General features: G+C 61.8%; 23 protein-coding genes. 18 read left to right on the plus strand and 5 right to left on the minus strand.

The features are described 5' to 3' along the window. The first annotated feature begins 18 nt into the window (after nucleotides 1-18). From AC1RDJ_RS00470 to rsmA, 3 genes are read left to right on the plus strand one after another with little or no spacing between them, the layout of a single operon-like run. Complete coding sequence (locus AC1RDJ_RS00470; RefSeq protein WP_493026207.1) at nucleotides 19-1,422, plus strand: peptidylprolyl isomerase; 1,404 nt, start codon at nucleotides 19-21, stop codon at nucleotides 1,420-1,422. Nucleotides 1,423-1,438: 16 nt separating this feature from the next. Next, entirely contained in the window at nucleotides 1,439-2,488 is a 1,050-nt protein-coding gene (gene pdxA, locus AC1RDJ_RS00475; protein WP_493026208.1) for a 4-hydroxythreonine-4-phosphate dehydrogenase PdxA, read from the plus strand. Between the two features lie 51 nt (nucleotides 2,489-2,539). Then, nucleotides 2,540-3,319 carry a 16S rRNA (adenine(1518)-N(6)/adenine(1519)-N(6))-dimethyltransferase RsmA gene (gene rsmA, locus AC1RDJ_RS00480; protein WP_493026209.1) on the plus strand — a complete coding sequence of 260 codons (780 nt, stop codon included), beginning with the start codon at nucleotides 2,540-2,542 and terminating at the stop codon, nucleotides 3,317-3,319. Nucleotides 3,320-3,333: 14 nt separating this feature from the next. Here rsmA and AC1RDJ_RS00485 read toward each other — a convergent pair whose 3' ends face one another. Further along, nucleotides 3,334-4,251, minus strand: coding sequence for a LysR family transcriptional regulator (locus tag AC1RDJ_RS00485; protein ID WP_071321736.1), 918 nt, complete (start codon nucleotides 4,249-4,251; stop codon nucleotides 3,334-3,336). A 228-nt stretch (nucleotides 4,252-4,479) separates the two neighbouring features. On the opposite strand from AC1RDJ_RS00485, the gene AC1RDJ_RS00490 reads away from it, so the two are divergent. The 7 genes from AC1RDJ_RS00490 to AC1RDJ_RS00520 are packed head-to-tail and all read left to right on the plus strand — an operon-like array spanning nucleotide 4,480 to nucleotide 11,426. Beyond that, the gene (locus AC1RDJ_RS00490; RefSeq protein WP_232251018.1) at nucleotides 4,480-5,595 is read left to right on the plus strand and encodes a porin; all 1,116 of its coding nucleotides are present in this window, start codon (nucleotides 4,480-4,482) and stop codon (nucleotides 5,593-5,595) included. Between the two features lie 58 nt (nucleotides 5,596-5,653). After that, entirely contained in the window at nucleotides 5,654-6,676 is a 1,023-nt protein-coding gene (locus AC1RDJ_RS00495) for an ABC transporter substrate-binding protein (RefSeq protein WP_289884469.1), read from the plus strand. 21 nt (nucleotides 6,677-6,697) lie between these two features. Beyond that, on the plus strand, nucleotides 6,698-7,537 hold the full coding sequence (locus AC1RDJ_RS00500) for an ABC transporter permease (RefSeq protein ID WP_071321739.1): 840 nt from the start codon (nucleotides 6,698-6,700) through the stop codon (nucleotides 7,535-7,537). Beyond that, the gene (locus AC1RDJ_RS00505) at nucleotides 7,534-8,313 is read left to right on the plus strand and encodes an ABC transporter permease (RefSeq protein ID WP_070290842.1); all 780 of its coding nucleotides are present in this window, start codon (nucleotides 7,534-7,536) and stop codon (nucleotides 8,311-8,313) included. The genes AC1RDJ_RS00500 and AC1RDJ_RS00505 overlap by 4 nt, the downstream gene beginning before the upstream one ends. 13 nt (nucleotides 8,314-8,326) lie before the next feature. Next, nucleotides 8,327-9,358: an ABC transporter ATP-binding protein gene (locus AC1RDJ_RS00510; RefSeq protein ID WP_493026210.1), complete on the plus strand. Its 1,032-nt coding sequence runs from the start codon at nucleotides 8,327-8,329 to the stop codon at nucleotides 9,356-9,358. 17 nt (nucleotides 9,359-9,375) lie between these two features. Beyond that, entirely contained in the window at nucleotides 9,376-10,320 is a 945-nt protein-coding gene (locus tag AC1RDJ_RS00515; RefSeq protein ID WP_493026211.1) for a nucleoside hydrolase, read from the plus strand. 35 nt (nucleotides 10,321-10,355) lie between these two features. After that, nucleotides 10,356-11,426 carry an adenosine deaminase family protein gene (locus AC1RDJ_RS00520; RefSeq protein WP_493026212.1) on the plus strand — a complete coding sequence of 357 codons (1,071 nt, stop codon included), beginning with the start codon at nucleotides 10,356-10,358 and terminating at the stop codon, nucleotides 11,424-11,426. A gap of 1 nt (nucleotide 11,427) precedes the next feature. Here the strand turns inward: AC1RDJ_RS00520 and AC1RDJ_RS00525 are convergent, their stop codons facing one another. Next, nucleotides 11,428-12,810, minus strand: coding sequence for a short-chain fatty acyl-CoA regulator family protein (locus tag AC1RDJ_RS00525; RefSeq protein ID WP_071321742.1), 1,383 nt, complete (start codon nucleotides 12,808-12,810; stop codon nucleotides 11,428-11,430). A gap of 157 nt (nucleotides 12,811-12,967) precedes the next feature. Here AC1RDJ_RS00525 and AC1RDJ_RS00530 point away from each other — a divergent pair, with 157 nt between their 5' ends. The 5 genes from AC1RDJ_RS00530 to mmsB are packed head-to-tail and all read left to right on the plus strand — an operon-like array spanning nucleotide 12,968 to nucleotide 18,580. After that, the gene (locus tag AC1RDJ_RS00530) at nucleotides 12,968-14,476 is read left to right on the plus strand and encodes a CoA-acylating methylmalonate-semialdehyde dehydrogenase (protein ID WP_071321743.1); all 1,509 of its coding nucleotides are present in this window, start codon (nucleotides 12,968-12,970) and stop codon (nucleotides 14,474-14,476) included. Nucleotides 14,477-14,485: 9 nt separating this feature from the next. Then, nucleotides 14,486-15,646: an acyl-CoA dehydrogenase family protein gene (locus AC1RDJ_RS00535; RefSeq protein WP_493026213.1), complete on the plus strand. Its 1,161-nt coding sequence runs from the start codon at nucleotides 14,486-14,488 to the stop codon at nucleotides 15,644-15,646. After that, a complete protein-coding gene (locus AC1RDJ_RS00540) occupies nucleotides 15,643-16,428 on the plus strand; it encodes an enoyl-CoA hydratase (protein WP_493026215.1) in 786 nt (261 codons plus the stop codon). The genes AC1RDJ_RS00535 and AC1RDJ_RS00540 overlap by 4 nt, the downstream gene beginning before the upstream one ends. Further along, on the plus strand, nucleotides 16,421-17,554 hold the full coding sequence (locus AC1RDJ_RS00545) for an enoyl-CoA hydratase/isomerase family protein (protein ID WP_493026216.1): 1,134 nt from the start codon (nucleotides 16,421-16,423) through the stop codon (nucleotides 17,552-17,554). The genes AC1RDJ_RS00540 and AC1RDJ_RS00545 overlap by 8 nt, the downstream gene beginning before the upstream one ends. 21 nt (nucleotides 17,555-17,575) lie before the next feature. Beyond that, nucleotides 17,576-18,580: a 3-hydroxyisobutyrate dehydrogenase gene (gene mmsB / locus AC1RDJ_RS00550; protein WP_493026553.1), complete on the plus strand. Its 1,005-nt coding sequence runs from the start codon at nucleotides 17,576-17,578 to the stop codon at nucleotides 18,578-18,580. A gap of 186 nt (nucleotides 18,581-18,766) precedes the next feature. Here the strand turns inward: mmsB and AC1RDJ_RS00555 are convergent, their stop codons facing one another. After that, on the minus strand, nucleotides 18,767-19,348 hold the full coding sequence (locus tag AC1RDJ_RS00555; RefSeq protein WP_071321748.1) for a hypothetical protein: 582 nt from the start codon (nucleotides 19,346-19,348) through the stop codon (nucleotides 18,767-18,769). Between the two features lie 36 nt (nucleotides 19,349-19,384). After that, nucleotides 19,385-19,984, minus strand: coding sequence for a hypothetical protein (locus AC1RDJ_RS00560; protein ID WP_071321749.1), 600 nt, complete (start codon nucleotides 19,982-19,984; stop codon nucleotides 19,385-19,387). Nucleotides 19,985-20,229: 245 nt separating this feature from the next. Between AC1RDJ_RS00560 and AC1RDJ_RS00565 the strand changes: the two genes are divergently transcribed. Both AC1RDJ_RS00565 and hrcA read left to right on the plus strand, forming a co-directional pair. After that, complete coding sequence (locus AC1RDJ_RS00565; RefSeq protein WP_071321750.1) at nucleotides 20,230-20,955, plus strand: HAD family hydrolase; 726 nt, start codon at nucleotides 20,230-20,232, stop codon at nucleotides 20,953-20,955. Nucleotides 20,956-21,057: 102 nt separating this feature from the next. Then, complete coding sequence (gene hrcA, locus AC1RDJ_RS00570) at nucleotides 21,058-22,074, plus strand: heat-inducible transcriptional repressor HrcA (protein WP_071326168.1); 1,017 nt, start codon at nucleotides 21,058-21,060, stop codon at nucleotides 22,072-22,074. A 94-nt stretch (nucleotides 22,075-22,168) separates the two neighbouring features. On the opposite strand, the gene fur is transcribed toward hrcA, so the two are convergent. Beyond that, nucleotides 22,169-22,600, minus strand: coding sequence for a ferric iron uptake transcriptional regulator (gene fur, locus AC1RDJ_RS00575; protein WP_071321751.1), 432 nt, complete (start codon nucleotides 22,598-22,600; stop codon nucleotides 22,169-22,171). Between the two features lie 1,095 nt (nucleotides 22,601-23,695). Here fur and ltrA point away from each other — a divergent pair. Then, nucleotides 23,696-25,426 (plus strand): group II intron reverse transcriptase/maturase, encoded by a 1,731-nt coding sequence (ltrA, locus tag AC1RDJ_RS00580; RefSeq protein WP_493026218.1) that lies wholly within the window; start codon nucleotides 23,696-23,698, stop codon nucleotides 25,424-25,426. Nucleotides 25,427-25,476: the final 50 nt, after the last annotated feature.

Below are 25,476 nucleotides of genomic sequence, written 5' to 3' on the forward strand. Positions count from 1 at the left end.
ATGAGCGCTCTACACATTATGCGTAATGCCAGTATGCACCAACTCAAAATTGCAACGGTTTTGTTGTGCGCCATTTCCGGCGCCGCGACCAGTAGTGTCTGGGCGCAACAGGCCGCTCCCGCTCCTGCCGCCGCCGTGCCTGCCGCCGCAGCGGTCAAGGGTTTCACGCCGCCCGCCTCGAGCAGCGGCCAGACCATCGATTCCATCGCCGTCGTCGTCAATGACGATGTGATTACGCGCAATGAAGTGGCGACCCGCATCAAGAGCGTGGAGCAGCGCATGAAGGCGCAGAATATCCCGCTGCCCGATCCGGCCGACCTGCGTCGTCAATTGCTCGAGCGCATGATTGTCGAACGTGCACAAATGCAGCTGGCCAAGGAAATGGGTGTCCGCGTGGATGACCTGACCCTGGACCGCGCGATTGGTCGTATTGCGGAACAGCAAAAGATGACGGTGCAAGAGTTGCGCAACCAGATGGAAAAGGAAGGCACGCCGTTTACGACCTTCCGCGAAGAAATCCGCGATGAAATCATCATGCAGCGCCTGCGCGAACATGAAGTCGACGCCAAGATCCAGATCTCGGATTCGGAAGTGGACAATTTCCTGGACGCGGAAAAAGCGGCGGCCAGCGAACAGGTCGAAATGAACCTGGCGCAGATTCTCGTGCGCATCCCGGAAAACTCCAGTCCGGAACAGATCGCCGCACGCCGCGCGCGCGCCGAAGAAGTCAGCCGCCAGCTGCGCACGGGCGCCGATTTCGCCAAGATGGCCGCCAGCTATTCCGATGCCAGCGATGCACTGAGCGGCGGCGATATCGGCTGGCGCAATAGCGACCGTCTGCCGCCCCTGTTCACGGAGCAATTGCTGAAATTGAAACCGAGCCAGATCACGCCTATCATCAAGAGCAACACGGGCTTCCATATCCTGAAGCTGGTGGACCGCCGCAGCGCGGCCGAGGCGCAAGCCGTGGCCGCCGTGCAGCAGACGCATGCCCGCCACATCCTGCTGAAAGTGACGCCGACCATGTCGGCCGCGGAAGCCAAGCGCAAGCTGGCCGAATTGAAGGAACGCCTCGACAACAAGGCGGCCAAGTTCGAAGACCTGGCCCGTTTGTTCTCGAATGATGGATCGGCTGCCAAGGGCGGCGACCTGGGCTGGCTGTATCCGGGCGACACCGTGCCGGAATTTGAAACGGCGATGAATGCGCTGAAACCGGGTGAAGTGAGCGAGCCGATCGAGTCGAGTTTTGGTTTCCACCTGATCGAAGTGCTGGAACGCAAGAGCGACGACGTCTCGAAAGAGAAGCAGCGCAGCGCCGCACGCAATGCCTTGCGCGAACGCAAGCTGGAAGAAGCGACGGAAAGCTGGGCGCGTGAAGTGCGCGACCGCGCCTATGTCGAATTCCGTTCGGACGACCAGTGATCGTGACTGTTTGCGCATGAGTACCCAGCCAGCCACGCGTCGTCCAGCCATCGCCATTACCTGTGGCGAACCGGCTGGTGTCGGCCCGGAAATTTCCATCCGCGTGGCCTGGGCCATGCGCCATGAAGTCAACTGCATCCTGCTGGGCGACGCCGCCTTCCTGGCGTTGACGGCCAGCCTGATCGACCCCGACATCCGCCTGGCGGCCCTGTCGCTGCAAGCCGTGCGCAACAGCGGCCTGCCGCAGTTCGGTCCCGGCCGCCTGGCCGTGATCGACATTCCCACCGTCAACAATGTCATCCCAGGCGTGCTCGACAAGGATAACGGGCGCGCCGTGCTCGATACCCTCGATGCGGCCGTGGAAGGTATCGCGGCCGGCTGGTTTGGCGCCATGGTCACGGCGCCCTTGCAAAAGAGCACGATCAACGATGCTGGCGTGGCGTTTTCCGGCCATACGGAATACCTGGCGGAAAAAACCGGCACGCCGCACGTGGTCATGATGCTGGCCGGTGAGCCGGGACATGGCGAACCGACCCTGCGCGTGGCCCTGGCCACCACGCACCTGCCCCTGAAAGACGTGTCGGCCGCCATCACGCTGGACAGCCTGGCCGTCACCCTCGATATCATGCAGGCAGACCTGCAACAGAAATTCGGCATCGCCGCGCCGCGCATCCTCGTTACCGGCCTGAACCCGCATGCGGGCGAGGGCGGCTACCTGGGACGCGAAGAAATCGACGTCATCGCGCCAGCGATCGCCGCGGCGCAGGCGCGCGGCATCGATGCGCGCGGGCCATATCCGGCCGACACCCTGTTCCAGCACAAATACCTGGCCGACGCCGACTGCGTGCTGGCCATGTACCACGACCAGGGCTTGCCCGTGCTGAAATACGCGACCTTCGGGCGCGGCATCAATGTCACGCTGGGCTTGCCGCTGATCCGCACCTCGGTCGACCATGGCACGGCGCTGGACCTGGCCGCGCAAGGGCTGGGACTGGCCGATTGCCACAGCATGCAGCACGCGCTGCAAACGGCGCTCGACATGCTGCGCGCCAGCCGCGCGGCCTGAACATTTCATCCGCATCACCGCGCCTTACCCGCATTTATAGAAGAACAGAATATGAAACACGTTGCCCGCAAACGCTTTGGCCAGAACTTCCTGCATGACCGCTTCGTCCTCGACGACATCACGGCCGCCATCGCGCCGCAGCCGGACGATGCCATGGTCGAGATCGGCCCCGGCCTGGGTGCCATGACGGAGCAGTTGCTGCGCCACTTGAAGCAGATGCACGTGGTGGAACTGGACCGCGACCTGATCGTGCGGCTGGAAAAGACGTTCAATCCGGCCAAGCTGACGATCCATTCTGGCGATGCGCTGAAGTTTGACTTTGCGCAAATCCCCGTGCCGGCCGGCCAGAAACTGCGCATCGTGGGCAACTTGCCATACAACATCTCCAGCCCGCTGCTGTTCCACCTGGCGGATTTCGCGCCGCTGGTGCTGGACCAGCATTTCATGCTGCAAAAGGAAGTGGTCGAGCGCATGGTTGCCGAACCGGGCAGCAAGGCGTATGGCCGCCTGTCCGTGATGCTGCAATGGCGCTATGACATGTCGCTGCTGTTCATCGTGCCGCCGACGGCCTTCGACCCGCCGCCGAAGGTGGAATCGGCCATCGTGCGCATGATTCCCGTGGCCGAACGCCTGCCATGCGACCAGGAAACCCTGGAAGCGGTCGTCATGAAGGCCTTCTCGCAGCGCCGCAAGGTGATCCGCAACTGCCTGGCCGACATGTTTACGGAAGAGCAGATCAAGGCGGCCGGCATCGACCCGACCCTGCGTCCGGAAACCGTGGGCCTGGAACAGTATGTTGCCCTGGCCAATCTATTGAAAGCGCCTGTTTAAGCCCGTGGCTTAACTTAAAACCACTGGTCGACCTGTTGCAAGTCTTGTCGCAACGCTGAAAAGCAGTCGTCGACGTGGTGGTTGCGGCTGATTTCATTGCGCCGCATCAGGGCGATCTTGCGCTTGCAGGTGGGCTGGCGCAGCGGCGCCACATGCAGCTCCTCGTCGTTGAGGAAGGTCGTGTACAGGCTGGGCATGATGCCCACGGCGATGCCGGCGCGCACCACGCCATACAGCGATTCGCTGTGGATCATCTGGTACAGGCTCGACGGGCTCAAGCCATGCTGGCGCAGCGCGCTCGAGGCGAATTCCCAGATGCTGCCCTTGGTAAACACGACGATTTCCTGGCCCGCCAGCTGTTCCCAGCGCACTTCCTTCAGCGGCGCCAGCGCATGGCGCCGCGCCGTCACCAGCACCAGTTCGTCTTCGAACAGTCCCACGCTCTCGAGCGAGACGGAGCCGGGCACTTCGATGCCCACGCAAAAGTCCAGCTGGCCCGAGTGCAGCGCATGCAGCAAGCCATCGTTGGGCATGTCCGACAGGACGATTTCCACCTCATCGCCATGCTGCTCGCTGTAGCGCGCCACCACGGCCGCCGTCATCGCCATCGCCGATGGGATCGCGCCGATGCGGATACGGTGCCGCCCGCTGCCGATGGCGCGCTGGATATCGGCGAAGGTATTGCTCGCCGTATTCAATAAATGCGTGGCGTAGTCGAGCGCCAGCCTGCCTTCGCGCGTCAGTTCCAGCTGGTGGGTTGTGCGGTTAAACAACTTTTTTCCCAGCTGATTTTCCAGCAGTTTGATCGACGCGCTGAGGGCCGGCTGGGTCACGCACAATTCCTGTGCAGCCTTGCTGAAGCTGTTTACCCGGGCTAAGGTGGCAAACGCTTGTAAATGTCGTAAGGAAATTTTCTTGCTCAGTTCATGCATGCGCGTTGCTTATTAGAAAAAGTAATGGATTTATAAAAATAAACAAATTTTCTTATCCCGCAATTTACCATATTCTGGACTGGTCTTTACTTATCTTGAAAGCAACAATTTTCAGAGAAGCGCTTGCCATGCGGCACCGACACTCGCGGCAGCCACCATGCAAGGGACGCATCAATCAAAATAATTCCAAAAAATACTCAGGGTTTACTCTTTTTTAGGGCGGCGGCGATGAATAAATGGATGACGGGAACGATGGTAGTGGGTGGCTTGCTGGCGGCGCAGGGGGCGGCGCAGGCGCAAAGCAGCGTGCAAGTGTATGGTTTGCTGTCGGCCGGCATCGGCTATGTGTCGGATGAAGGCAAGGGCAGCCGCACGCATGCGCTGAGCGGCACCAACCAGAATCCCCGCATCGGCTTTCGCGGCCAGGAAGACCTGGGCGACGGCACCAAGGCCATCTTCGTGCTGGAAAACGGCTTTAACGTCATGACGGGCACGGCGGCGCAAAGCGGCCGCCTGTTCGGCCGCCAGTCCTACGTGGGCCTGTCGAGCAACGACAAGGGCACCCTGACTCTGGGGCGCCAGTATGAAGCCGTGAAGGACTTGCTGGGCCCGGTGGTGATCGCCAGTAACGGCGTGCACATCGGCGACAACGACAACGGCTACAACAACTTGCGCGTGCAAAACGCCGTCAAGTATGTCAGCCCGAACCTCAGCAACCTGTCGTTCACGGGCTTGTACGGTTTCAGCGAGAATCCGGAAGATGCCAACCGCAACCGCGTCTACAGCATGGGCGCCGGCTACAAAGTCGATGCCTTCAGCTGGGCCGTGGCCTACACCAAGATGGACCACCCGAACAGCCCCGATGCGCCGAATGGCGCCATCGGCAACGACTATGGCAGCTCCTTGTTGATCTTCAACAAAAGCGCCGTCAGCGGCGCCGGCGTGAACAGCCAGGCCATCGCCGGCACGGGAGGCTTTTATAATGTCGGCAAGACCAAGTTTGGCGCGCTGTACACCAACGTGCGTTACCACTACCTGGACCAGAGCAATCTGACCTTGCAAAACGTGGATCTGAACATGAACCACAAGCTGACGGAAGCGCTGAACCTGGGCGCATCGTATTTCTTTACCACTGGTAAATATGATGTGATCAACAAGACGCCGAAATGGCATCAGGTCAACTTCCAGGCCGATTACTTCCTGTCCAAGCGCACCGATGTCGCCATCACCTGGAGCTACCAGAAAGCGGCCGGCGATGCGACGTTCGCCCGCGTGTTCGGTTTCGGCGCCTCGGCCGGCAAGACGCAAAGCGTCTTGATTGTTGGCATGCGACATTATTTCTGACGACTGATTCATCTTTACAGGCGCTGTCCCGCAGCGCCGCCCCCTGAAAGGAAGCATCTTGAAAAAGCACCTCATGCTGGCTTTGAGCCTAGGCTTGCTGGCAAACGCCGCCCACGCGGAAAAACGCGAGCTGGTCATTTCGGCTTATCCGATTGCCCAACCCTTGTTCATGAAATATGTGTACGAGCCGTTCAAGGCCAAATGCGGTTGCGATATCAAGGTGGAAACGGGAAATAACGCGGACCGCATCGCCAAGCTGGTGGTGCACAGCAAGAATCCGGTGATCGACCTGGTGCTGCTGTCCGACTCCGGCATGCTGGAAGCGGCGCAGAAGGGCGTCATCCAGCCCATGGATTATTCCAAGCTGAGCAATTACAAAGCCTTGTACGACGTGGCGAAAAACCCTGTCGGCGGCAATTTCGCCGTCGGCTACACCCTGTATTCGGTGGGCCTGGTGTACCGCAGCGACAAGATTGCCCCGCTGACGTCCTGGAAGGACCTGTGGCGCCCCGAACTGAAGGGCCGCGTGGCCTTCCCCGACGTGAGCACCACGCAGGGCCCGCTGATGCTGCGCATGGCCGATGCGGCCTGGGGCGGCAAGACGGACGATTACGCCACCGGTTTTGCCAAGATCGTCGGCATGAAGGGCAACGTCGTCACGTTCTCGAAAAACAGCGCGCAGCTGGCTGCCCTGTTCGCCCAGGATGAAATCTGGGCCGCCCCCGTGGCGCGCTTTACCTGGTCGCAGATGCTCAAGACGGGCCTGCCCCTGAAGTGGAGCATCCCGGCCGAAGGCCAGGCAGCCGGCATGAACGTGATGGGCATCGTCGCCGGTTCGAAGAACGCGGACCTGGCTTACCAGCTGATGGATTTCTGGCTGTCCAAGGAAGTGCAGACGCAGCTGGCGACCAACCTGGTCGACTCGCCCGTCAACAAGGACGTGCGCCTGTCGGTGGCGGCCGCGCAATTCAATACCTATGGCGCCGACCAGATCAATTCGCTGAAATTCGTCAAGCCGGAAACCATCCTCAAGCAGCGCACCAACTGGATGACGCAGTGGAACAAGGCCATGAGCAAATAGTGGTGACGAGGAGAGAACACCATGTTTGCTGATCCAAAAAAGCGCCTGGGCCTGCTGCTCGTCCTGCCTGCGCTGATCTTTATCGTCGTCTGCTTCCTGCTGCCCGTGCTGGCCCTGCTGGTCGATGCCTTCCGCGTCGGCGACGGCATGCAATGGGGCGTGGACCGCTTCATCGACTTCTTTTCGCAGGAATTCAACCGCACCATCTTCTGGCGCACCCTGCGCATCGCCGCGCTGGTGACCCTGGCCTCCGTCATCCTCGGCTATCCGGCCGCGCAAGCCGTGGCGCGCGTGTCGCCGAAGTGGCGCGGCCTGGTGGTCGGCATGATGATCCTGCCGCTGATGGTGTCGCCGATCGCGCGTACCTACGCCTGGATCGTGCTGCTGGGCCGTAACGGCGCCGTCAATGCGGCGCTCGTCAACATGGGCTTCACGGAAGAGCCGCTGCGCCTGCTGTTCAGCGAATTCGCCGTCTTTGTCGGCCTGCTGCAACTGCTGCTGCCGCTGATGCTGATGTCGCTGGCGGGCGCGCTGGAAAACCTGCCGCGCGACGTGGAACCGGCCGCCGCCACCCTGGGCGCCAATCCATGGCAAGTGTTTTGCAAGGTCACCCTGCCGCTGACGCAGGAAGGCCTGGTGGTCGGCGGCACGCTGGTGTTTACGGGCTGCGTGACGGCCTATGTGACGCCGGCCCTGCTGGGCGGCACCAAGGTGCTGATGCTGGAAACTCTGCTGTACCAGAAGGTCAGCGTGGAGAGCGATTTCGGCGCGGCCAATGTCATTGCCGTCATCCTCGTCTGCATGACCCTGCTGGTGAATGCCGGCCTTAAACGTATTTCCTCGAGCCGGAGTTCCGTATGAAAGAAAGCTTATTCTCGCGCGCCGTCCTGTGGTTGGTGTTCCTGTTCCTGCTGGGGCCATTCGCCATCGTCGTGCTGGCCGGCTTTTCCGGCGGCGAAACGCTGGCCTTCCCGCCCGAATCGTACTCGCTGCGCTGGATCCTCGAAGTGTGGGCTGCGCCCGAGTTCCGCCGCGCCTTCCAGACCAGCCTGGAGATCGGCCTGATCGCCACCGTCATCGCGCTGCTGCTGGGCATACCCGTCGCGTATGCGTTTTCGCGCATGCCGCCACCCGGCATCGGCGCCATCCGGCAAATCCTGACGTCGCCGCTGATCATTCCCGCCATCCTGGTGGGCCTGGGCTTGCTGCACCACCTGGTGCTGACCATCAATGCGCCCGTGTATGTGGGCCTGCTGATCGGCCATATCGCGCTGCTGATTCCGTATTCGGTGCGCGTCGTGTACGCCAGCCTGGTGAACCTGCGCGTCGATATCGAGGATGCCGCCATCACCCTGGGCGCGTCGCGCCTGCGCGCCTTCTTCATGATCGTGCTGCCGAATATCCGCAACGCCGTGATCGCCGCCTTCTTCCTCGCCTTCGTTACCTCGTTCAACCAGGTGCCCGTCTCGCTGTTCCTGACGGGGCCGGGCATCAGCACCTTGCCGATCGAGATGCTGGGGCATATGGAAAACAGCTTCGACCCGTCGATCGCTGCCCTGTCGACCTTGCTGGTCTTGTTCACCATGGCGTTCGTGATGGTGACCGAGAAGGTGCTGGGCATTTCTAAATACATGTAAGAGGCAACACACGATGAGTTATCTGGAACTGCACAAGCTGAACCTCGGCTACGCCAAGAACACGACGTCCGTGAAAGACCTGGACCTGCACGTCGAGCAGGGCGAGCTGATTTCCCTGCTGGGCCCCAGCGGCTGCGGCAAGACCACCACCATGCGCGCGATCGCCGGCCTGATGCCGCTGCAGTCGGGCCGCATCGTGCTCGATGGCCGCGAGATCGGCAAGCTGGCGCCGAACAAGCGCAATATCGGCATGGTCTTCCAGTCGTACGCGCTGTTCCCGCACCTGAATGTCTACGACAACATCGCCTTCGGCTTGCGCCTGCGCAAGGTCGCGCCGGCTTTGCTGAAAACGAAAGTGGAAGCCGTGATCGCCGCCGTCGGCCTGACGGGTTTCGAGACGCGCCTGCCGGCGCAGATGTCCGGCGGCCAGCAGCAGCGCGTGGCGCTGGCGCGCGCCATCGTCGTCGAGCCGGCCCTGCTGCTGCTCGACGAGCCGCTGTCGAACCTGGACGCCAAGCTGCGCGTGCAGATGCGCGCCGAGCTGCGCCGCATCCAGCGCGAACTGGGCATCACCATGCTGTACGTGACGCATGACCAGGAAGAAGCGCTGGCCCTGTCCGACCGCATCGTCGTCATGAACAGCGGCCGCATCGAGCAGCTGGCCGCGCCGGAAGCCGTCTTCAACACGCCGTCGACGCGCTTCGTCGCCAACTTCATGGGCTTTGAAAACCTGTTCGACTACCGCGACGGCGCGCTGCACCACGCGGGCGCCAGCCTGCCGTACACGGCGCCGGTGACATCGGGCACGACGGTGCTGGGCTGGCGTCCGGACAAGGTGCGCGTCTGCGCGCCCGACGCTGCAAGCGCCCAGTATCCGGGCACCGTGCTGGCGCGCGGCTTCCTCGGCGACACCGTCGAATACCTGCTGCAAACCCCGCTGGGGCAGGTCAAGGGCATCTGCGCGGCCGGCGGCGCCACGTGGCGCGAAGGCACGGCCGTCTCGTTCGTGCTGCCGGCCGACAGCGCCCTGTGTCTGGCTGCGTAACTTCTAATGGAACCATCATGGACAACCGCTTGAAAAAAATCTGGCTCGACACCGATCCCGGTTTCGACGACTGGCTGACGATGCTGCTGCTGGGCAGCAATCCCGGCATCGAGTGGCTGGGCGTGAGCGTGGTGGCGGGCAATGCGCCCGTCGACATCACCTACGACAACGCCTTGCGCATCAAGGCCCATGACGGCTTGACGGTGCCGATCTACCGCGGCTGCGAACAGCCGCTGGCCGGCGTCATCGAGACGGCGCAGCGCATCCTCGGCGACAGCGGCATGCCGACGACGGGCGAGATCCTGCCGCCGGGCGCGGCCAGCGACGCCGCCGGCCACGCCGTCGACGCGCTGATCGCGGCCGTGCGCACGCATCCGGGCCAGATCACCATCATGGCAATTGCGCCGATGACGAACCTGGCCACGGCCTTGGCCCGCGCGCCCGACATCGCCGGAAAGATCGTCGAAATCATCCTGATGGGCGGCTCGACCGACCAGGGCAACCATACGGCGGCGGCCGAATTCAATATCTACGCCGACCCGGAAGCGGCCGACCAGGTGTTCAAGGCCGGCATCCCGCTGCGCATGTTCGGCCTGAACCTGTGCCGCCAGCTGCTGGTGACGAATGCGGAAGTGGAACGACTGCGCGCCATCGGCACGCCGCGCGCGCAACGCCTGGCCGGCTACCTGGAAGCGTATGTGCGCATCCGCAGTAGCGACGGTTCCGTGCCCATGCCGATGTACGACCCCGTGGTGGCGCTGTACCTGGAAGCACCGCAGCTGTTCCAGTTCCAGCCGGCCCACGTGGCCATCGAATTGACGGGCGAACTGACGCGCGGCATGACGGTGTGCGAATTCCGCGTGCCGCGCCGCGCCGCCATCAACACGCAGGTGGCGATGCTGGCCGACGGCCCGGCCGCCATCGAACTGCTGATGCGCCGCCTGACGGCCATCCTGATGTGATCTTGTAGTCTTTATCCACTAGCGAAGCGAGCTTCATGAGTAACCCTGCCGACACCCTGCCAGCCTTGACCATCGAACAGTTTTTACGCGCCATGCCCAAGGTGGAGCTGCATTGCCACCTGTTCGGCACGGTACGCCAGGCCACTTTCCGTGCGCTGGCCGCGAAGACGGGCAATGTCGTCACGCCTGAAGAAATCGACGCCTTTTATACGCGCGGCGACAAGCCCGTCGGCGTGCTGCGCGTGCTGCGCGCGCTCGACGCGCACCTGATCGTCTCGCCGACGGACCTGTATTGCCTGACGTATGAATACCTGGAAGACGTGCATGGCCACGGCGTGCGCTATGCGGAGTTCTTCTGGAACCCGACCGGCACCGTGCGCGTGTCGGGCATCCGCTATGACGCGGCGCAGGACGCCATCGTGGCGGCCATCCGCGACGCGCAGCGCGATTTCGGCGTGATCGGCCGCCTGATCCCCAGCATCGACCGCGAAGCGGCGCCGGCCGAAGCCGTGCAGATGGTGGAATGGATGAAGGCGCACCGCGCTCCGGAAGCGATCGGCATCGGCATCGACTACCGCGAAAACGACCGTCCGCCGGAACTGTTCATCGACGCTTACCGCGCCGCGCGCGCGGCCGGCTTCAAGTGCACGGCCCACGCCGGCGAATTCGGCATGCCGTGGATGAACGTGGCAACTGCCGTCGACGAGTTGCAGGTGGACCGGGTCGACCATGGCTACACCATCGTCGACAATCCTGAACTGGCGCAGCGCTGCGTGGAACGCGGCCTCGTGTTTACCGTGGTGCCGACCAATTCATATTATCTGCGCACCCTGGCGCCCGAGCGCTGGGCCCTCGACCATCCGATCCGCGCCATGGCCAAGCTGGGCCTGAAACTGCATCCGAACACGGATGACCCCACCCTGCACCATGTGACGCCGACGGGCGCCTGGATGATGATGCGCGAATTCGGCTTCGGCCTCGATGACATGCGCGGCTTCATGTTGAATGGCCTGGACGCGGCCTGGATAGCCGAGTCCACGCGGCGCGACTGGCGCGCCGAGTTCTGCGCCGCATTCGACGCGCTGCGCGCAAGAGTCGCCGAGTAAATCAGGCGGACGCCGGTGGCGGCGCCAGCAGCGAGGGAAACGCCCGCTGCGGGCACGCCTGCCGCTCGCACACCTTGCAGCCCGTGCCGATCGGCGTGGCGCTCGTGGGGTCGTGCAAATCGAGTCCCTTCGAGTAAATCAAGCGGTGCGCCTGCGAGATGTCGCAGCCCAGCGCCACGGCAAAGGTCTTGCCGGGCGCGCGGAAACCCGGCGACGCCGTGCTGACCTGGCGCGCGATCCACAGATAGGTGCAGCCGTCCGGCATGCTGGCTACCTGCGTGAGCACCTGGCCCGGATGGCTGAAGGCGTCGTAGACGATCCACAGGGGGCAGGTGCCGCCCACCCGCGAAAAGTGGAAGTCCGTGGCCGACTGGCGCTTCGACACATTGCCCGCGCGGTCCACGCGCACGAAGAAGAACGGCAGTCCGGCCGCATCGGGGCGCTGCATGGTGCTCAGGCGGTGGCACACGGCCTCGAAGCCCACGCCGAACTGGTGCGCCAGGCGCTCGATATCGTAGGCGCGGGTTTCCGCCGCCTGCAAAAAGCGCTGGTAGGGCATCAACAGGGCGCCGGCGAAATAATTGGAAAACGCCAGGCGCGCGCCCGTTTGCGCGGCCGCGCCGGACAAGCCCGCCGCCAGCACGAGGGCGTCGATCAGCTCGCTGTGTTCGAGCAGGCTGATTTGCGCCGCCATCTGGAACGCGCGCTGGCCGCCCGTCAGGGTGTCGGGCAGCCACAGGATGCGCTGCTGGGCATCGTAGCGGTGCTTGCGCACCATGCCCGCGTCGCCATCGGACAATTGCATCCTGACGCCGTGGCGCTCCAGCAGGCGCGCCTGCAGCGCATCGAGCGTGCGCAGGGCGGGATCGAGTTCGCCGGCCACGCTTTCCGCCGCCCGGTCCAGCTCGTCGATGTAGTTTTGCCGCCGGTTCAGGTATTCGCGCACTTCCTCGTCCGTGGACGGCGCCGCCGAGCTGGCGCCGCGGCTGCCGTCATCGAGGCGCGCGGCCAGGGTATCGGCCCGTTCCGCCATGACCCGGTAGCGCCGCTGCAAGAGCAGGATCGAGCGCGCCAGTTCCGGCATATTCTCCACCAGCATTTTGAGCTCGGCCATCGAGGTGGGCGGCGCGTCCGGCAATTCGCCAAAGACGTCGCGCACGTCGGCCACCAGGCTGGCGCTGTCGTGTTCGGAAAAGATTTGCGGGTCGACCCCCAGCACGCTGCCGATGCGCAATAAAATTGGCACCGTCAGCGGGCGCTGGTTGCGTTCCATCTGGTTCAGGTAGCTGGGAGAAATGCCCAGGGCCTTGGCCAGCGCCACCTGCGTCATGCGCCGTTCCTCGCGCAGCCGCTGCAGGCGCACTCCCATGAAAACCTTCGCCATCGCGCTTCCCCTTCCCCGGTTTGTGGAATCTGCAAATTTACAAACTTTGCAGATTAACAGATTCGTCTTTGCATTATCTCGCATTTTCACGCCTTGTTTGCGCCCGGTATTGTGCGAATAATGCAAACAGACCTATACCCCAACGAGGAGACACCGAGTGACCACGCAAACTGCCATCCCTACCGTTCCACTGCTGATCAACGGCGAGTGGGTCGAATCGACCACCACCGTGTGGCGCGACGTCGTCAACCCCGCTACGCAGGAAGTGCTGGCCAAGGTGCCGTTCGCCACGCCGGACGAAGTGAACGCCGCCATCGCCGCGGCCCAGCGCGCTTTCAAGACCTGGCGCAAGACGCCGATCGGCGCCCGCGCCCGCATCTTCCTGAAACTCCAGCAGTTGATCCGCGAAAACATGGCCGACCTGGCCGCGACACTCACGATGGAACAGGGCAAGACCCTGCTCGACGCGGAAGGCGACGTGTTCCGCGGCCTGGAAGTGGTCGAGCATGCGGCCAATATCGGTACCCTGCAAATGGGCGAATATGCGCAAAACGTGGCCGGCGGCGTCGATACCTACAGCGTGATGCAGCCGCTGGGCGTGTGCGCGGGCATCACCCCGTTCAACTTCCCCGCCATGATCCCGCTGTGGATGTTCCCGATGGCGATTGCCTGCGGCAATACGTTTGTCTTGAAGCCGTCGGAGCAGGATCCGCTGGTGACGGAAAAACTCGTGCGCCTGGCCCTGCAGGCAGGCATCCCCGCCGGCGTGCTGAACGTCATTCACGGCGGCGAAGACGTGGTCAACGCCCTGTGCGACCATCCGGACATCAAGGCCATCTCGTTCGTGGGATCGAGCAAGGTGGGCACGCATGTGTACCAGCGCGCCAGCCTGAACGGCAAGCGCGCGCAATGCATGATGGGCGCCAAGAACCACGCCGTCGTGCTGCCCGATGCGAATAAAGAGCAGACCCTGAACCAGTTGCTGGGCGCGGGCTTCGGCGCGGCCGGCCAGCGCTGCATGGCCGCTTCCGTTGCCGTGCTGGTGGGCGAAGCGCGCGAATGGCTGCCGGAACTGTCCGCCAAGGCGCAGACCCTGACGGTCGGCGCGGGCAAGGACAATCCGGACCTGGGCCCCGTGATCTCGTGCGCGGCCAAGGAGCGCGTCTTCAGCCTGGTCGCCAAGGGCATCGAGCAGGGCGCCGTGCTGACCCTCGATGGCCGCGACGTCAAGGTCGATGGCTATCCGAACGGCAATTTCGTCGGACCGACGATTTTGTCCGGCGTCAAACCCGGCATGGTCGTGTATGACCAGGAAATCTTTGGTCCCGTGCTGATCGTCGTCGAAGTCGACACGCTGGACGAAGCCATCGCCCTCGTCAACGCGAATCCGAACGGCAACGGCACGGCCCTGTTTACGCAAAGCGGCGCGGCCGCGCGTTACTTCCAGGAAGAAATCGACGTGGGCCAGGTGGGCATCAACGTGCCCATTCCCGTGCCCGTTCCCCTGTTCAGCTTTACGGGTTCGCGCGGCTCCAAGCTGGGCGACCTGGGGCCGTTCGGCAAGCAGGTCGTGCTGTTCTACACGCAGACGCAGACCATCACCCAGCGCTGGTTCACGGACGCGGCATCGGTGGGCAAGGTCAATACCACCATCAGCCTGAAATAAGGAGCGGCCATGGACTTTGAATTGAGCGACGAGCAGCGCGAGTTCCAGCAGGCCGCGCGCGCGTTTGCGGAAGGCGAACTGGCGCCGCATGCGGCGCATTGGGATGCGGAATCGATCTTCCCCGTGGACATCATCGCCAAGGCGGGCGAGATGGGCTTTTGCGGCCTGTACACGCCGCAGCGCTGGGGCGGCCTGGGCTTGACGCGCCAGGACGCGGCCATCGTGTTTGAAGAGCTGGCGGGCGGCTGTACCTCGACGACGGCCTACATCACCATCCACAACATGGCGACGTGGATGCTGTCGCGCTGGGGGCAGGAAGCCCTGTGCGACGAGTGGGTGCCGGCCATGGCGGCCGGCCAGAAGCTGGCCAGTTATTGCTTGACGGAGCCACAGTCGGGCTCGGATGCGGCGTCCTTGCGCACCAAGGCCGTCAGGGATGGCGACTTCTATGTTCTCGACGGCACGAAAGCGTTCATTTCCGGCGCGGGCCAGACGGACATGCTGATCGTCATGGCGCGCACGGGCGGCGAGGGCGCGGCGGGGATTTCCGCGTTTGCCGTGCCGGCCAACCTGCCCGGCATCGCGTATGGCAAGAAAGAAGAAAAGATGGGCTGGAACAGCCAGCCCACGCGCATCATCAGTTTCGACCAGGTGAAAGTGCCTGTTGGTAATTTGCTGGGCGCGGAAGGCGAAGGCTTCACGATCGCCATGAAGGGCATCGATGGCGGGCGCATCAACATCGCCGTGTGCTCGGTGGGCACGGCGCAGGCGGCGCTCACGCGGGCGCAGACCTATATGAAGGAGCGCACGCAGTTTGGCCGCGAGCTGGCCCAGTTCCAGGCCCTGCAATTCAAGCTGGCCGACATGCTGACGGAACTGGTGGCGGCGCGCCAGATGGTGCGCCTGGCGGCCTGGAAACTCGACCAGGAAAGCCCGGACGCCACGGCGTATTGCGCCATGGCCAAACGTTTCGCCACGGATGTGGGCTTCAATGTGGCCAACGATGCGCTGCAATTGCACGGCGGCTACGGCTACATCCGCGAGTATCCGCTCGAGCGCCATGTGCGCGACACGCGGGTGCATCAGATCCTGGAAGGGACGAATGAAATCATGCGCCTGATCGTCGCGCGAGCGATTTTGAAAGACGGCGCCACGGAGACCTTACGATGACCAAAGTGTATACCAACCTGCTGCTCGAACGCCGTGGCCATACGGCCCTGGTGACCCTCGACAACCCGCCTGCCCATACGTGGACCCAGGCCAGCCTGAACGCGTTGACGCAACTGGTGGCCGACCTGAATGCCGACCCGGACATCTACGCGCTCGTAATCACGGGCGGCGGCGCCAAGTTCTTCTCGGCCGGCGCCGACTTGAACGTGTTTGCCGATGGCAACAAGGACACGGCCTTCGCCATGGCGGCCGCGTTTGGCGAGGCGTTCGAGGCGCTGTCCGCGTTTCGCGGCGTCAGCATCGCCGCCATCAACGGCTATGCCATGGGCGGCGGGCTCGAATGCGCGCTGGCCTGCGATATCCGCATTGCCGAGGAGCATGCGCAAATGGCCTTGCCGGAAGCATCCGTCGGCTTGCTACCGTGCGCGGGCGGCACGCAGCACTTGCCGTGGCTGGTGGGCGAAGGCTGGGCCAAGCGCATGATCTTATGCGGCGAGCGCGTCGATGCGGCCAAGGCCCTGGCCATCGGTCTCGTCGAGGAAGTCGTGCCGACCGGCAAGGCTGCCGCCACGGCGCTTGCCCTGGCGGCCAAGGTGGCGCGCCAGAGCCCCAGCAGCGTGACGGCATGCAAGACCCTGATCCAGGGCGCGCGCAGCCGTCCGCTGGTCGAGTACCTGCCCGACGAACGCACCTTGTTCCTCGGCCTGTTCGATACGCAAGACCAGAAAGAGGGCGTGCAAGCATTCCTCGAAAAACGCGCGGCGGAGTGGAAGAATGGCTGAAAGCACCCTGATTGATACGGTGAAGCTCGAGGAGCGCGACTGTCCCGGCGGCATGAAGCTGGGCGTCATCACCCTCGATGCGCCGAAATCGCTGCATGCGCTGACCCTGGATATGATCCGCGTGCTCGATGCTGCCCTCGTGCGCTGGGCCGACGATGATGCCATCGCCTGCGTGGTGCTGCAATCGTCGACGGACAAGGCCTTTTGCGCCGGCGGCGACGTGCGCAGCCTGCGCTCGGCCGTCGCCGAGCAGCCCGGTGTCGTACCGAACCCGCAGGCGCTGGCCTTCTTTGCCGAGGAATACCGGCTCGACCACCGCATCCATACCTATGCGAAACCGCTGCTGGTGTGGGGCGGCGGCATCGTCATGGGCGGCGGCCTGGGTCTGATGGCGGGCGCCAGCCACCGCGTGGTGACGGAAAGCACGCGCATCGCCATGCCGGAAATCACCATCGGCCTGTTCCCCGACGTGGGCGGCAGCTGGTTCCTGGGCCGCATGCCGGGACGCAGCGGCCTGTTCCTAGGCTTGACGGGCGCGCCGCTGAACGCGGCCGACGCGCTGTTTGCGGGCCTGGGCGACCATTTCCTGCGCCAGGAAGAGCGCGCCATGGTGCTCGACGCGCTGGCGCTGGCGCAATGGCAAGCGAGTCCGCAGGCCAATCACCAGCAGCTGAGCCGTTTGCTGCGCGGTTTTTCGGCGCCGGCGTCGCTGTTGCCCGTGTCCGAAGTGCGGGCCAATTTCGACGCCATCGCCGCGCTGACGCAAGCGCCTACTCTGCCCGAGGTGGTGGCCGCCATTGCCGCGTATGACGGCGATTCGGCCTGGCTGCAAAAGGCCGCGCATTCGCTGGACAAGGGCGCGCCCAGCTCGGCCGCCCTGGTGTGGGCCATGCGCGAGCGCACGCGGCATCTGAGCCTGGCGCAAGTGTTTCAGCTGGAATTGATTGTCGCTGTGCAATGTTGTGCCCATGGCGACTTCAGCGAAGGCGTGCGCGCCTTGCTGATCGACAAGGATAACGCGCCGCAGTGGCAGCCGGCCAGCATGGCTGACGTCAGCGCAGCGTATCTGGACGGGTATTTTGCGGCGCCGTGGACGCAGCATCCCTTGGCTGATTTATCCATTTAAACATTTAAGTAGTGCATGAAAATGCTCAGGGTTGGGCGCCTTGCCGACGGCAGTACGACGAGTACGACTCGGCAAGGCAACAACGCCAGGGGCTTTTTAGGCGCGACAGGAGACATACACATGCAACATATCGCTTTCATCGGCCTGGGCAACATGGGCGCGCCGATGGCCCGCAACCTGGTCGCCGCCGGCTTCCATGTATCCGTCTTCGACCTGGCGCCGGCCGCCGTGGCCTCGCTGGTCGAGGCGGGCGCTACGGCGGCCGCGTCCGCCAGCGCGGCCGTGCAGACGGCCGACGCCGTCATTACCATGTTGCCGGCCAACAAACATGTGCAGGAACTGTACCTGGCCGAAGGCGGCGTGCTCGATTCGGCCAAGGCTGGCGCCCTGTTCATCGATTGCAGCACCATCGCCGCCGATGTGGCGCGGCAAGTGGCGCAGGCGGCCACGGCACGCGGCTTTGCCATGATCGATGCGCCCGTCTCGGGCGGCACGGCCGGCGCGGCGGCCGGCACCCTGACCTTCATCGTCGGGGGACCGGACGCGGCCTTGCAGCAGGCGCGGCCTTTGCTGGAAAAGATGGGCAAGAACATTTTCCATGCGGGCGAGGCCGGTGCGGGCCAGGTGGCGAAGATTTGCAATAACATGCTGCTGGGTATCTTGATGGCCGGTACGGCCGAGGCATTGAACCTGGGCGTGGCGCATGGGCTGGACCCGAAAGTCTTGTCCGACATCATGGCCAAGAGCTCGGGCCGCAACTGGACCCTGGAAGTGTACAACCCGTGGCCAGGCGTCATGGAAGGCACGCCCGCTTCGCGCAATTACAGCGGCGGCTTCGGCACGGCGCTGATGCTGAAGGATCTGGGCCTGGCGCAGCAGGCCAGCCTGTCGTCGAATGCCGCCACGCCATTGGGCGGCCTGGTGCGCCAGCTGTACCAGGTGCATGCCCAAGCCGGTTATGCGCAGCAGGATTTTTCCAGCATCGTGCAGCTGCTGCGGCCTGGCTTGCCACAAGTTGCTGAGTGAAAATTTTTGGACAAAAAAAAGCCCGCTGGTGAAAGCGGGCTAAATCCAATTCTTGGAAGAGTTGGAGGAGACAGATGCATTATGCTGCATCGCCACATATAACTCCAATTTATCTTTAGAATATCAAATATTCATTTTGGTGATATCTCTTCCTGGCAGCCGCCAAGCGGCTGCCAGCCACGCTACTTAGCCCGGATTGCAGGCGATTTGCACGGTGGTGACTTTGGCTTCGCCCATGGTGCCCACGCCGGTGCCCGGCGCCACGGCGCACTTCAGGCCAGTTGGCTGGGTAAACACGCTGATGCCATAGTTGTCGCCATCGGCGACAGGCAGCCCCAGGGTAAAGGTCGTGCTGTCCTTCGCCACCGTGGTTTGCGCATTACCGTTGATCAAAACCAGTCCATCCGCCGTCAGGCCCGTAATCGTGCCGCCCACCGTGTAGGTGTTTTGCGAACACAGGACCGATGCTTCGATGCTGACGTAGTGACCGGCCGAACCGGTGCCGCCACTGACGCTGCAATTCATGTGGGCAGGGTTTTGCTTGACCGTGATGTCGTAGCTGGTGCCGTAATCGATGCTCTTGCCAAATTTGAACTTGGTGGCGCCGGCGGCAGGCGTGACGCTGTCGCCGCCGTTGACCAGGATCAGGCCATTGGTGTTCAAATTGCTGATGGTGCCGGTGACCTCATACGAGGCCTTGCCACCGCAAGCAGCCAGTCCCAGGGTCAGCAGCAGCGCGGCGAGTGGGCGCAGGCAGGATAACTTCATGTATTTCTCCAATAATGTGGTGACGAATCGCGTGGCTTACCGCGGTGTGCAGGTCAGTGTGGCGCTGGTCGTGGCGGCGGAACCCATGGTGCCGACGGTATCGCGGCCATCGGCGCTGGCGGAGCCCTGGAAACGGCACGTCAGGCCCGTTGGATAGGTCGTTATGGAAATATTGTAGGGAATGCCATCAGCGATGGTCGGGAACGTGTAGGCGGTGCTGCCTGCCAGCGGGCTGATGCTGTTGACGCCCATTGCCAGGGTCAGGCCGTTCGCGGTCAGGCCCGTGATCGTGCCGCTCAGCGGATAGGTGTTGGTCTGGCAAACAACCACGGCCGGCGATATGGAGTAGCTCGATGCCTTGCCGCTGCCATTGACCATTTTGCAGACGGCGCCTTTCGGCTGCTGCTTGATGGTAATGTCATAGCGATCATCATTGTTGAGCAGCTTGGTGAAAGTAAAGCCGGAGGCACCCGCCGTGATGGGCAAGCTTTCGTCGCCGTTCTGGAGGATCAAGCCATCTTTTGCCAGGTTCTGGACTTGGCCTTGCAGATACAGATTACCGCCGCTGCCGCCGCAGGCTGCCAGTGTGGCGGCGCAAGCCGCCGCCAGCATCGAGCGCAGGTACAAATTTTTCATACATTCTCCAAAACGAATTAGGTAGGGTAGCGCAACGCGGACGCTGGCGCCGCATTGGAATGGCGCCTATTTTAGTCTATCTGGCAAGCCGATTGATCTTGCCTTGTATCTCCGTGTAACAATTTTTCTGCGCGAAGCGCCCGCCAGGCCCCATTTGTCGACCGGGCGCCCATGCCGCCAGCGGCGATCGGTGCGACAATACAGGCAGGCCGCGCATCGTGGCGCGGCACCCATTTGCGAGTCCCATGTCACCTACCTCTGTAAAAACGGCCGTGCCGCCCAAGGCCATCCTGTTCGACCTCGACGATACCTTGTGGCCCATCGCCCCCGTGATTGCCGCGGCAGAAACCCTGTTGCACGACTGGCTGGCCACGCATGCGCCGAAGGTGGCGCAGCAGTTTTCCATCGAGCTGTTGCGCCAGCACCGCCTGGCCATGCTCAATGAACAACCGCATTTTCATGGCAACCTGATTGAACTGCGCCGCGCCGGCCTGCTGACCGCCTTCGAGGCCGCCGGCGAGGATCCCGCCCTCGTCGACGGCGCCATCGCCCAGTTCCTGGCCGCGCGCCACCGCGTCCAGCCGTATGGCGACGTCCTGCCCGGCCTGGCCTGGCTGGGGCAGCGCATGCTGGTCGGTTCCATTTCGAATGGCAATGCGGACCTTGAAATTATCGGCCTGGCGCAGCATTTCAAGGTATCGATCGCCGCCAGCGACTTTGGCGTGGCCAAGCCCGATGCGAGCATTTTCCTGGCCGGCTGCGCCGCGCTGGGCGTGGCGCCGCGCGACGCCGTGTATGTCGGCGACGATTTATATTTCGATGTGACGGGGGCGCAAGGGGCGGGCATGCGTGCCGTGTGGATGAACCGCAAGGGCAGCGATGCGCACCTGGCGGCCGGCGTGCAGCCCGACGCCATCTGCGCCAACTTTGATGAATTGCTGCTGTGGCTGCAGGGGCAACTGGAAGATTGATCGCCGCTGGCCGGGCGAACGTGCATAATAGCTGCTATTGACGCACGTTTGGCCGCCTTCGCTGCCGTTTGCGTCGCAGAATACTTGCTTAACTACAACATCATGCAACTCGATACACGTGCCCAAACCCTGCTGAAAGCCCTGGTCGAGCGCTATATCGCCGACGGCCTGCCGGTCGGTTCGCGCGCCCTGTCGAAGATTTCCGGCCTCGACCTGTCGCCGGCCACGATCCGCAACATCATGGCCGACCTGGAAGAACTCGGTTATGTGTCCAGTCCGCATACCTCGGCCGGACGCATACCCACGCCGCGCGGTTACCGTATCTTTGTCGACACCTTGTTGACCGTCAAGCATCTGGACGAGCATCTGGTGGAGTCGCGCATGCGCCTGCAGACGCCGCAGCCGCAGCGCACCATCGCCAACGCGGCGCAGATGCTGTCGTCGCTGTCGCAATTCGCCGGCGTGGTGCTCAGTCCGCGCCGCGAATCCGTGTTCCAGCAAATCGAATTCCTGCGCCTGTCGGAAAAACGCATCCTGCTCGTCATCGTCGCTCCCGGCGGCGACGTGCAGAACCGCCTGCTGTTGACGGAAGCCGACTACACGCCGGCGCAACTGGTGCAGTCGGCCAACTACATCAACCAGAATTACGGCGGCCTGTCGTTCGACGCCGTGCGCGTGCGCCTGCAGGGCGAGCTGCGCCAGTTGCGCGACGACATGGGCAGCCTGATGCAGGCGGCCGTGGAAGCGGGCAGCGAAGCGATGGCCGACCATAGCGACGATATGGTGATTTCAGGCGAGCGCAACTTGCTCAGCGTGAGCGATCTGTCATCGAATATGAGCTCGCTGCGCCAGATGTTCGACATGTTCGAGCAAAAGACGGGCTTGATGCAGCTGCTCGACGTATCGAGCAAGGCGACGGGCGTGCAGATTTTCATCGGCGGCGAATCGAACCTGGTGCCGATGGATGAAATGAGCGTGGTGACGGCGCCGTATGAAGTCAACGGCAAGATCGTGGGAACGCTGGGAGTGATCGGGCCGACCCGCATGGCGTACGAGCGCGTCATCCCGATTGTCGATATCACGGCCAAGCTGCTGTCAAGCGCACTGAGCCATCACTAGGGACAGCTGACCATACCTGCTGCGCGTCGGTTTTGCCAGGCGTTGTATCGCAGGGTATTACGCGAGCCGCTCCCGTGGGAGCGGCAAGCTTGCGTCAGGCTGATTTGTGCGGGCAAGCGACCTTGATGCAGTTGCCGTAGATGGCCAAGGCGTGTTCGGCGATCTTGAAGCCGCGTTCTTCGGCCACTTTTTGCTGGCGGACTTCGATGTCTTCGTCGAAGAATTCCTCGACCCGGCCACAGTCGAGGCACACCAGGTGGTCGTGGTGGGAGCCTTCGTTGAGCTCGAAAATCGCCTTGCCGGTTTCAAAATGGTTGCGGTTAAGCAAGCCGGCTTGTTCGAATTGCGTCAGGACACGGTAGACAGTTGCCAAACCGACATCCATATTGTCGGCCAGCAGAATCTTGTAGACGTCTTCCGCTGTCAGGTGGCGTACCGGGCTACTCTGGAAGATATCGAGTATCTTCAGCCGTGGCAGGGTCGCTTTCAGGCCGCTTGCCTTGAGATCACTAGGATTGTTACTCATGTTTGTTGCTCGTATGTGGGTCAGGTGCTTTATCATATAGCGTTTTGTGCGACATCGTGTCGCGTTTTAGAGCAGCTGGGACTCTCAAGTAGCATTCCTAGCCCTTGAAGAATCACGTTAAGTCGTGATATATCCTTGATTTATAATGGATTTTCTAGCGAAATTGCCTGTCACAATCAGGTTTTCTTCGCCGGCTATGACACCTTCAAATTGGTGGAGGTGTTTCCTGGTTACAGCTTCTATAGGTAGCCATGGAGAATTTTTGTCTTCAAAAGACGAGAAGTCATGCTTCATGGAATGATAATGCAGGTGGCGTTACATCTGCTTACAATTTTCTTTTTGTTAACATTCCATCTTCAAGGTGAAATGTCAGCACCTTATCGCTGTCATTTCCTATGCAGAACGCAAAGTTCTGTGATGCCTTGTCGTGCTCTCCTTTGTCCAGTTTTTGGGCGAGGTGTCGCCACGACCGGATGTACGACCATTCGTAGCCTACCTAGGCATGCGACGCCGGTAACGGCGTGGTGTGAAGCCCCGGGAACAATGTACCCCCATGTCTTTGGTGCCGCATATGCGCAAGCAATTCGGCAGAGACTGCCAGCAGCGAGGCGGTTGAGGGGCTAGGCTAATACCGCATGGGTAACATATGTGAACTGTCGAATGAACCCTCGTAAATATGGATGGGCCCAAGCTGCTGTTGGCCCTGACCAAACGGTGCGTGATTGGTTATCTTCGTAGAACGTGAGGATACGTCGTCGTGGGATCACCGGGGGATAGACAGACCCTAAACGGTTAGTGGCAACGAAGCCGTTGCCTCGGTATCACGGAGAACGTGGTAAGCCCGACTCTCCGCCGCCAGTTGTGTTGGTTGCGGCAGGCAATCCGCAAGGAGCGCTGTTGGAGGAGCGGGTAGGGGATGATGGAAAAAGCGAATGCCGGACTGTAATGGCCCGGACAGGGATTCAAGATTTGTCCCAGCCTGAAAGGGCGCCCACTTCCATCTGGTGTAGTAGTCGTTTAACGGCTGTATCGACTTGCGTAGTTATTGTTAACTGCCCAAAAGACAAAGTCCTCCCCGGGGAGGCATGCGTATGAATGGGCATCAACTATCCGAGGTTCAGCATGAGAGTAACTGATGGCTGTGTCATTGGTTCTGCGGCCTCGCATGTTCCTGACGAGTGGGCCTCCATTGATTGGCGGCGCGCTCAAAAGAATGTGAGGGCCATGCAGATTCGCTTAACGAAGGCAACATTTGAAGGCGACTGGCGCAGGGTGAAAGCCCTGCAACGGTGGCTGACTCGCTCGTTTTGCGCGAAAGCGTTGGCAGTCAAACGAGTGACAGAAAACCAGGGCAAACGGACGGCAGGTGTCGACCGTGAACTTTGGGATACTCCGCAGCAGAAACACGCTGCTATTGCGCAGTTGAAGACGCGTGGCTATCGACCCTTGCCGTTACGGAGAGTCCATATTCCAAAATCAAATGGGAAGATGCGCCCGTTGGGCATCCCCTGCATGATGGATCGTGCCCAGCAGGCATTGCATTTGCTGGCACTCGATCCTGTACTGGAATCGGTGAGCGATCCAAATTCATATGGATTCAGGAAAAACCGCTCAACGGCCGACGCGATGTCTCAGATGTTCTTGCGCCTGTCCCGCCGGGCCTCGGCTCAGTGGGTGCTGGATGCGGATATTGAAGGATTCTTTGACAACATTAACCATGACTGGCTGCTCGACCATGTTGCTATGGACAGGGCAGTGCTCCGTAAATGGTTGACGTGCGGGGTGATTGACCGTGCGCATTTGCTTGCAACGACGGCAGGAACGCCACAGGGAGGAATCATCTCTCCAGCGCTGGCGAATTGGACGCTGAATGGACTGGAAGCGGACCTTCAGAAACATCTTGAACTGAGATGGGGATCGGCCAAAGCTATCAAGCTACAGGTCGGTGTCGTACGATACGCAGATGATTTCGTAGTAACAGGCGCTTCAAAAGAGCTGCTAGAACACGAAATACGACCCTGGATAGCCACATTTCTCGCACAACGGGGATTGCGACTGTCCGAAACCAAAACCAGGATCGTGCATATTAACGAGGGCTTCGACTTCCTTGGGTGGAATTTCCGTAAGTATTCGGAAACGCTGCTCATCAAGCCGAGTAAGAAGAATGTGAAAGCATTCTATGAAAAGCTAAGGACGTCCATCAGTGACAGTCTCGGACTCAAGCAGGAGGATTTGATTCGCCTGCTCAATCCGATGCTACGGGGCTGGGCGCAGTACCACAGTCCTGTAGTGGCCAAAGAGACGTTCACGCGTATGGAGTTGCTATTGTTCTGGCGACTCATGCGCTGGGCCAAACGCAGGCACCCGACAAAAAGCGTTGACTGGTTGCGCCAGAAATACTGGCGACAGATCGGCGACAGAAATTGGGTGTTTGCGGTCGATGCAAACAGGAGAGATGGCACCAGAGGTGTGATGGAGTTGTATTCACTGGCGAATACCCCCATAGAACGGCATCGGAAAATCAAAGGGGCTTTTCATCCCTATGACCCTGAGTGGGAGATGTACGGAGAGACGCTACGACAGGAGCGCATGCTGAAAAATATGCGCTACCGCAAGGAGTGGATTCGTCTGTATGTTGACCAAGAGGGCCGGTGCGTACGCTGTGGATATGCGATGGATTTTGATACAGGATGGCACGACCATCACATCGTGCATCGGTCAGATGGAGGCACCGATGCACTTGGAAATCGCGTATTATTGCACCCTGATTGCCATGCCCAAATACATAGTCTGGGTTTGACTGTAGTGAAACCGGTTCCTGTATAGGGACTTTTATTATGCTTGAGCCGTGTGCGATGAAAGTCGCAAGCACGGTT

The sequence above is a fragment of the Janthinobacterium sp. GW822-FHT07H10 genome, assembly GCF_058798675.1.

Coding starts and splice junctions, on each gene's coding strand:
- AC1RDJ_RS00470 (WP_493026207.1), top strand. CDS start 19: ATGCGTAATGCCAGTATGCACCAACTCAAAATTGCAACGGTTTTGTTG.
- pdxA (WP_493026208.1), top strand. CDS start 1,439: ATGAGTACCCAGCCAGCCACGCGTCGTCCAGCCATCGCCATTACCTGT.
- rsmA (WP_493026209.1), top strand. CDS start 2,540: ATGAAACACGTTGCCCGCAAACGCTTTGGCCAGAACTTCCTGCATGAC.
- AC1RDJ_RS00485 (WP_071321736.1), bottom strand. CDS start 4,251: ATGCATGAACTGAGCAAGAAAATTTCCTTACGACATTTACAAGCGTTT.
- AC1RDJ_RS00490 (WP_232251018.1), top strand. CDS start 4,480: ATGAATAAATGGATGACGGGAACGATGGTAGTGGGTGGCTTGCTGGCG.
- AC1RDJ_RS00500 (WP_071321739.1), top strand. CDS start 6,698: ATGTTTGCTGATCCAAAAAAGCGCCTGGGCCTGCTGCTCGTCCTGCCT.
- AC1RDJ_RS00505 (WP_070290842.1), top strand. CDS start 7,534: ATGAAAGAAAGCTTATTCTCGCGCGCCGTCCTGTGGTTGGTGTTCCTG.
- AC1RDJ_RS00510 (WP_493026210.1), top strand. CDS start 8,327: ATGAGTTATCTGGAACTGCACAAGCTGAACCTCGGCTACGCCAAGAAC.
- AC1RDJ_RS00515 (WP_493026211.1), top strand. CDS start 9,376: ATGGACAACCGCTTGAAAAAAATCTGGCTCGACACCGATCCCGGTTTC.
- AC1RDJ_RS00520 (WP_493026212.1), top strand. CDS start 10,356: ATGAGTAACCCTGCCGACACCCTGCCAGCCTTGACCATCGAACAGTTT.
- AC1RDJ_RS00525 (WP_071321742.1), bottom strand. CDS start 12,810: ATGGCGAAGGTTTTCATGGGAGTGCGCCTGCAGCGGCTGCGCGAGGAA.
- AC1RDJ_RS00535 (WP_493026213.1), top strand. CDS start 14,486: ATGGACTTTGAATTGAGCGACGAGCAGCGCGAGTTCCAGCAGGCCGCG.
- AC1RDJ_RS00540 (WP_493026215.1), top strand. CDS start 15,643: ATGACCAAAGTGTATACCAACCTGCTGCTCGAACGCCGTGGCCATACG.
- AC1RDJ_RS00545 (WP_493026216.1), top strand. CDS start 16,421: ATGGCTGAAAGCACCCTGATTGATACGGTGAAGCTCGAGGAGCGCGAC.
- mmsB (WP_493026553.1), top strand. CDS start 17,576: ATGCTCAGGGTTGGGCGCCTTGCCGACGGCAGTACGACGAGTACGACT.
- AC1RDJ_RS00555 (WP_071321748.1), bottom strand. CDS start 19,348: ATGAAGTTATCCTGCCTGCGCCCACTCGCCGCGCTGCTGCTGACCCTG.
- AC1RDJ_RS00560 (WP_071321749.1), bottom strand. CDS start 19,984: ATGAAAAATTTGTACCTGCGCTCGATGCTGGCGGCGGCTTGCGCCGCC.
- AC1RDJ_RS00565 (WP_071321750.1), top strand. CDS start 20,230: ATGTCACCTACCTCTGTAAAAACGGCCGTGCCGCCCAAGGCCATCCTG.
- hrcA (WP_071326168.1), top strand. CDS start 21,058: ATGCAACTCGATACACGTGCCCAAACCCTGCTGAAAGCCCTGGTCGAG.
- fur (WP_071321751.1), bottom strand. CDS start 22,600: ATGAGTAACAATCCTAGTGATCTCAAGGCAAGCGGCCTGAAAGCGACC.
- ltrA (WP_493026218.1), top strand. CDS start 23,696: ATGGGCATCAACTATCCGAGGTTCAGCATGAGAGTAACTGATGGCTGT.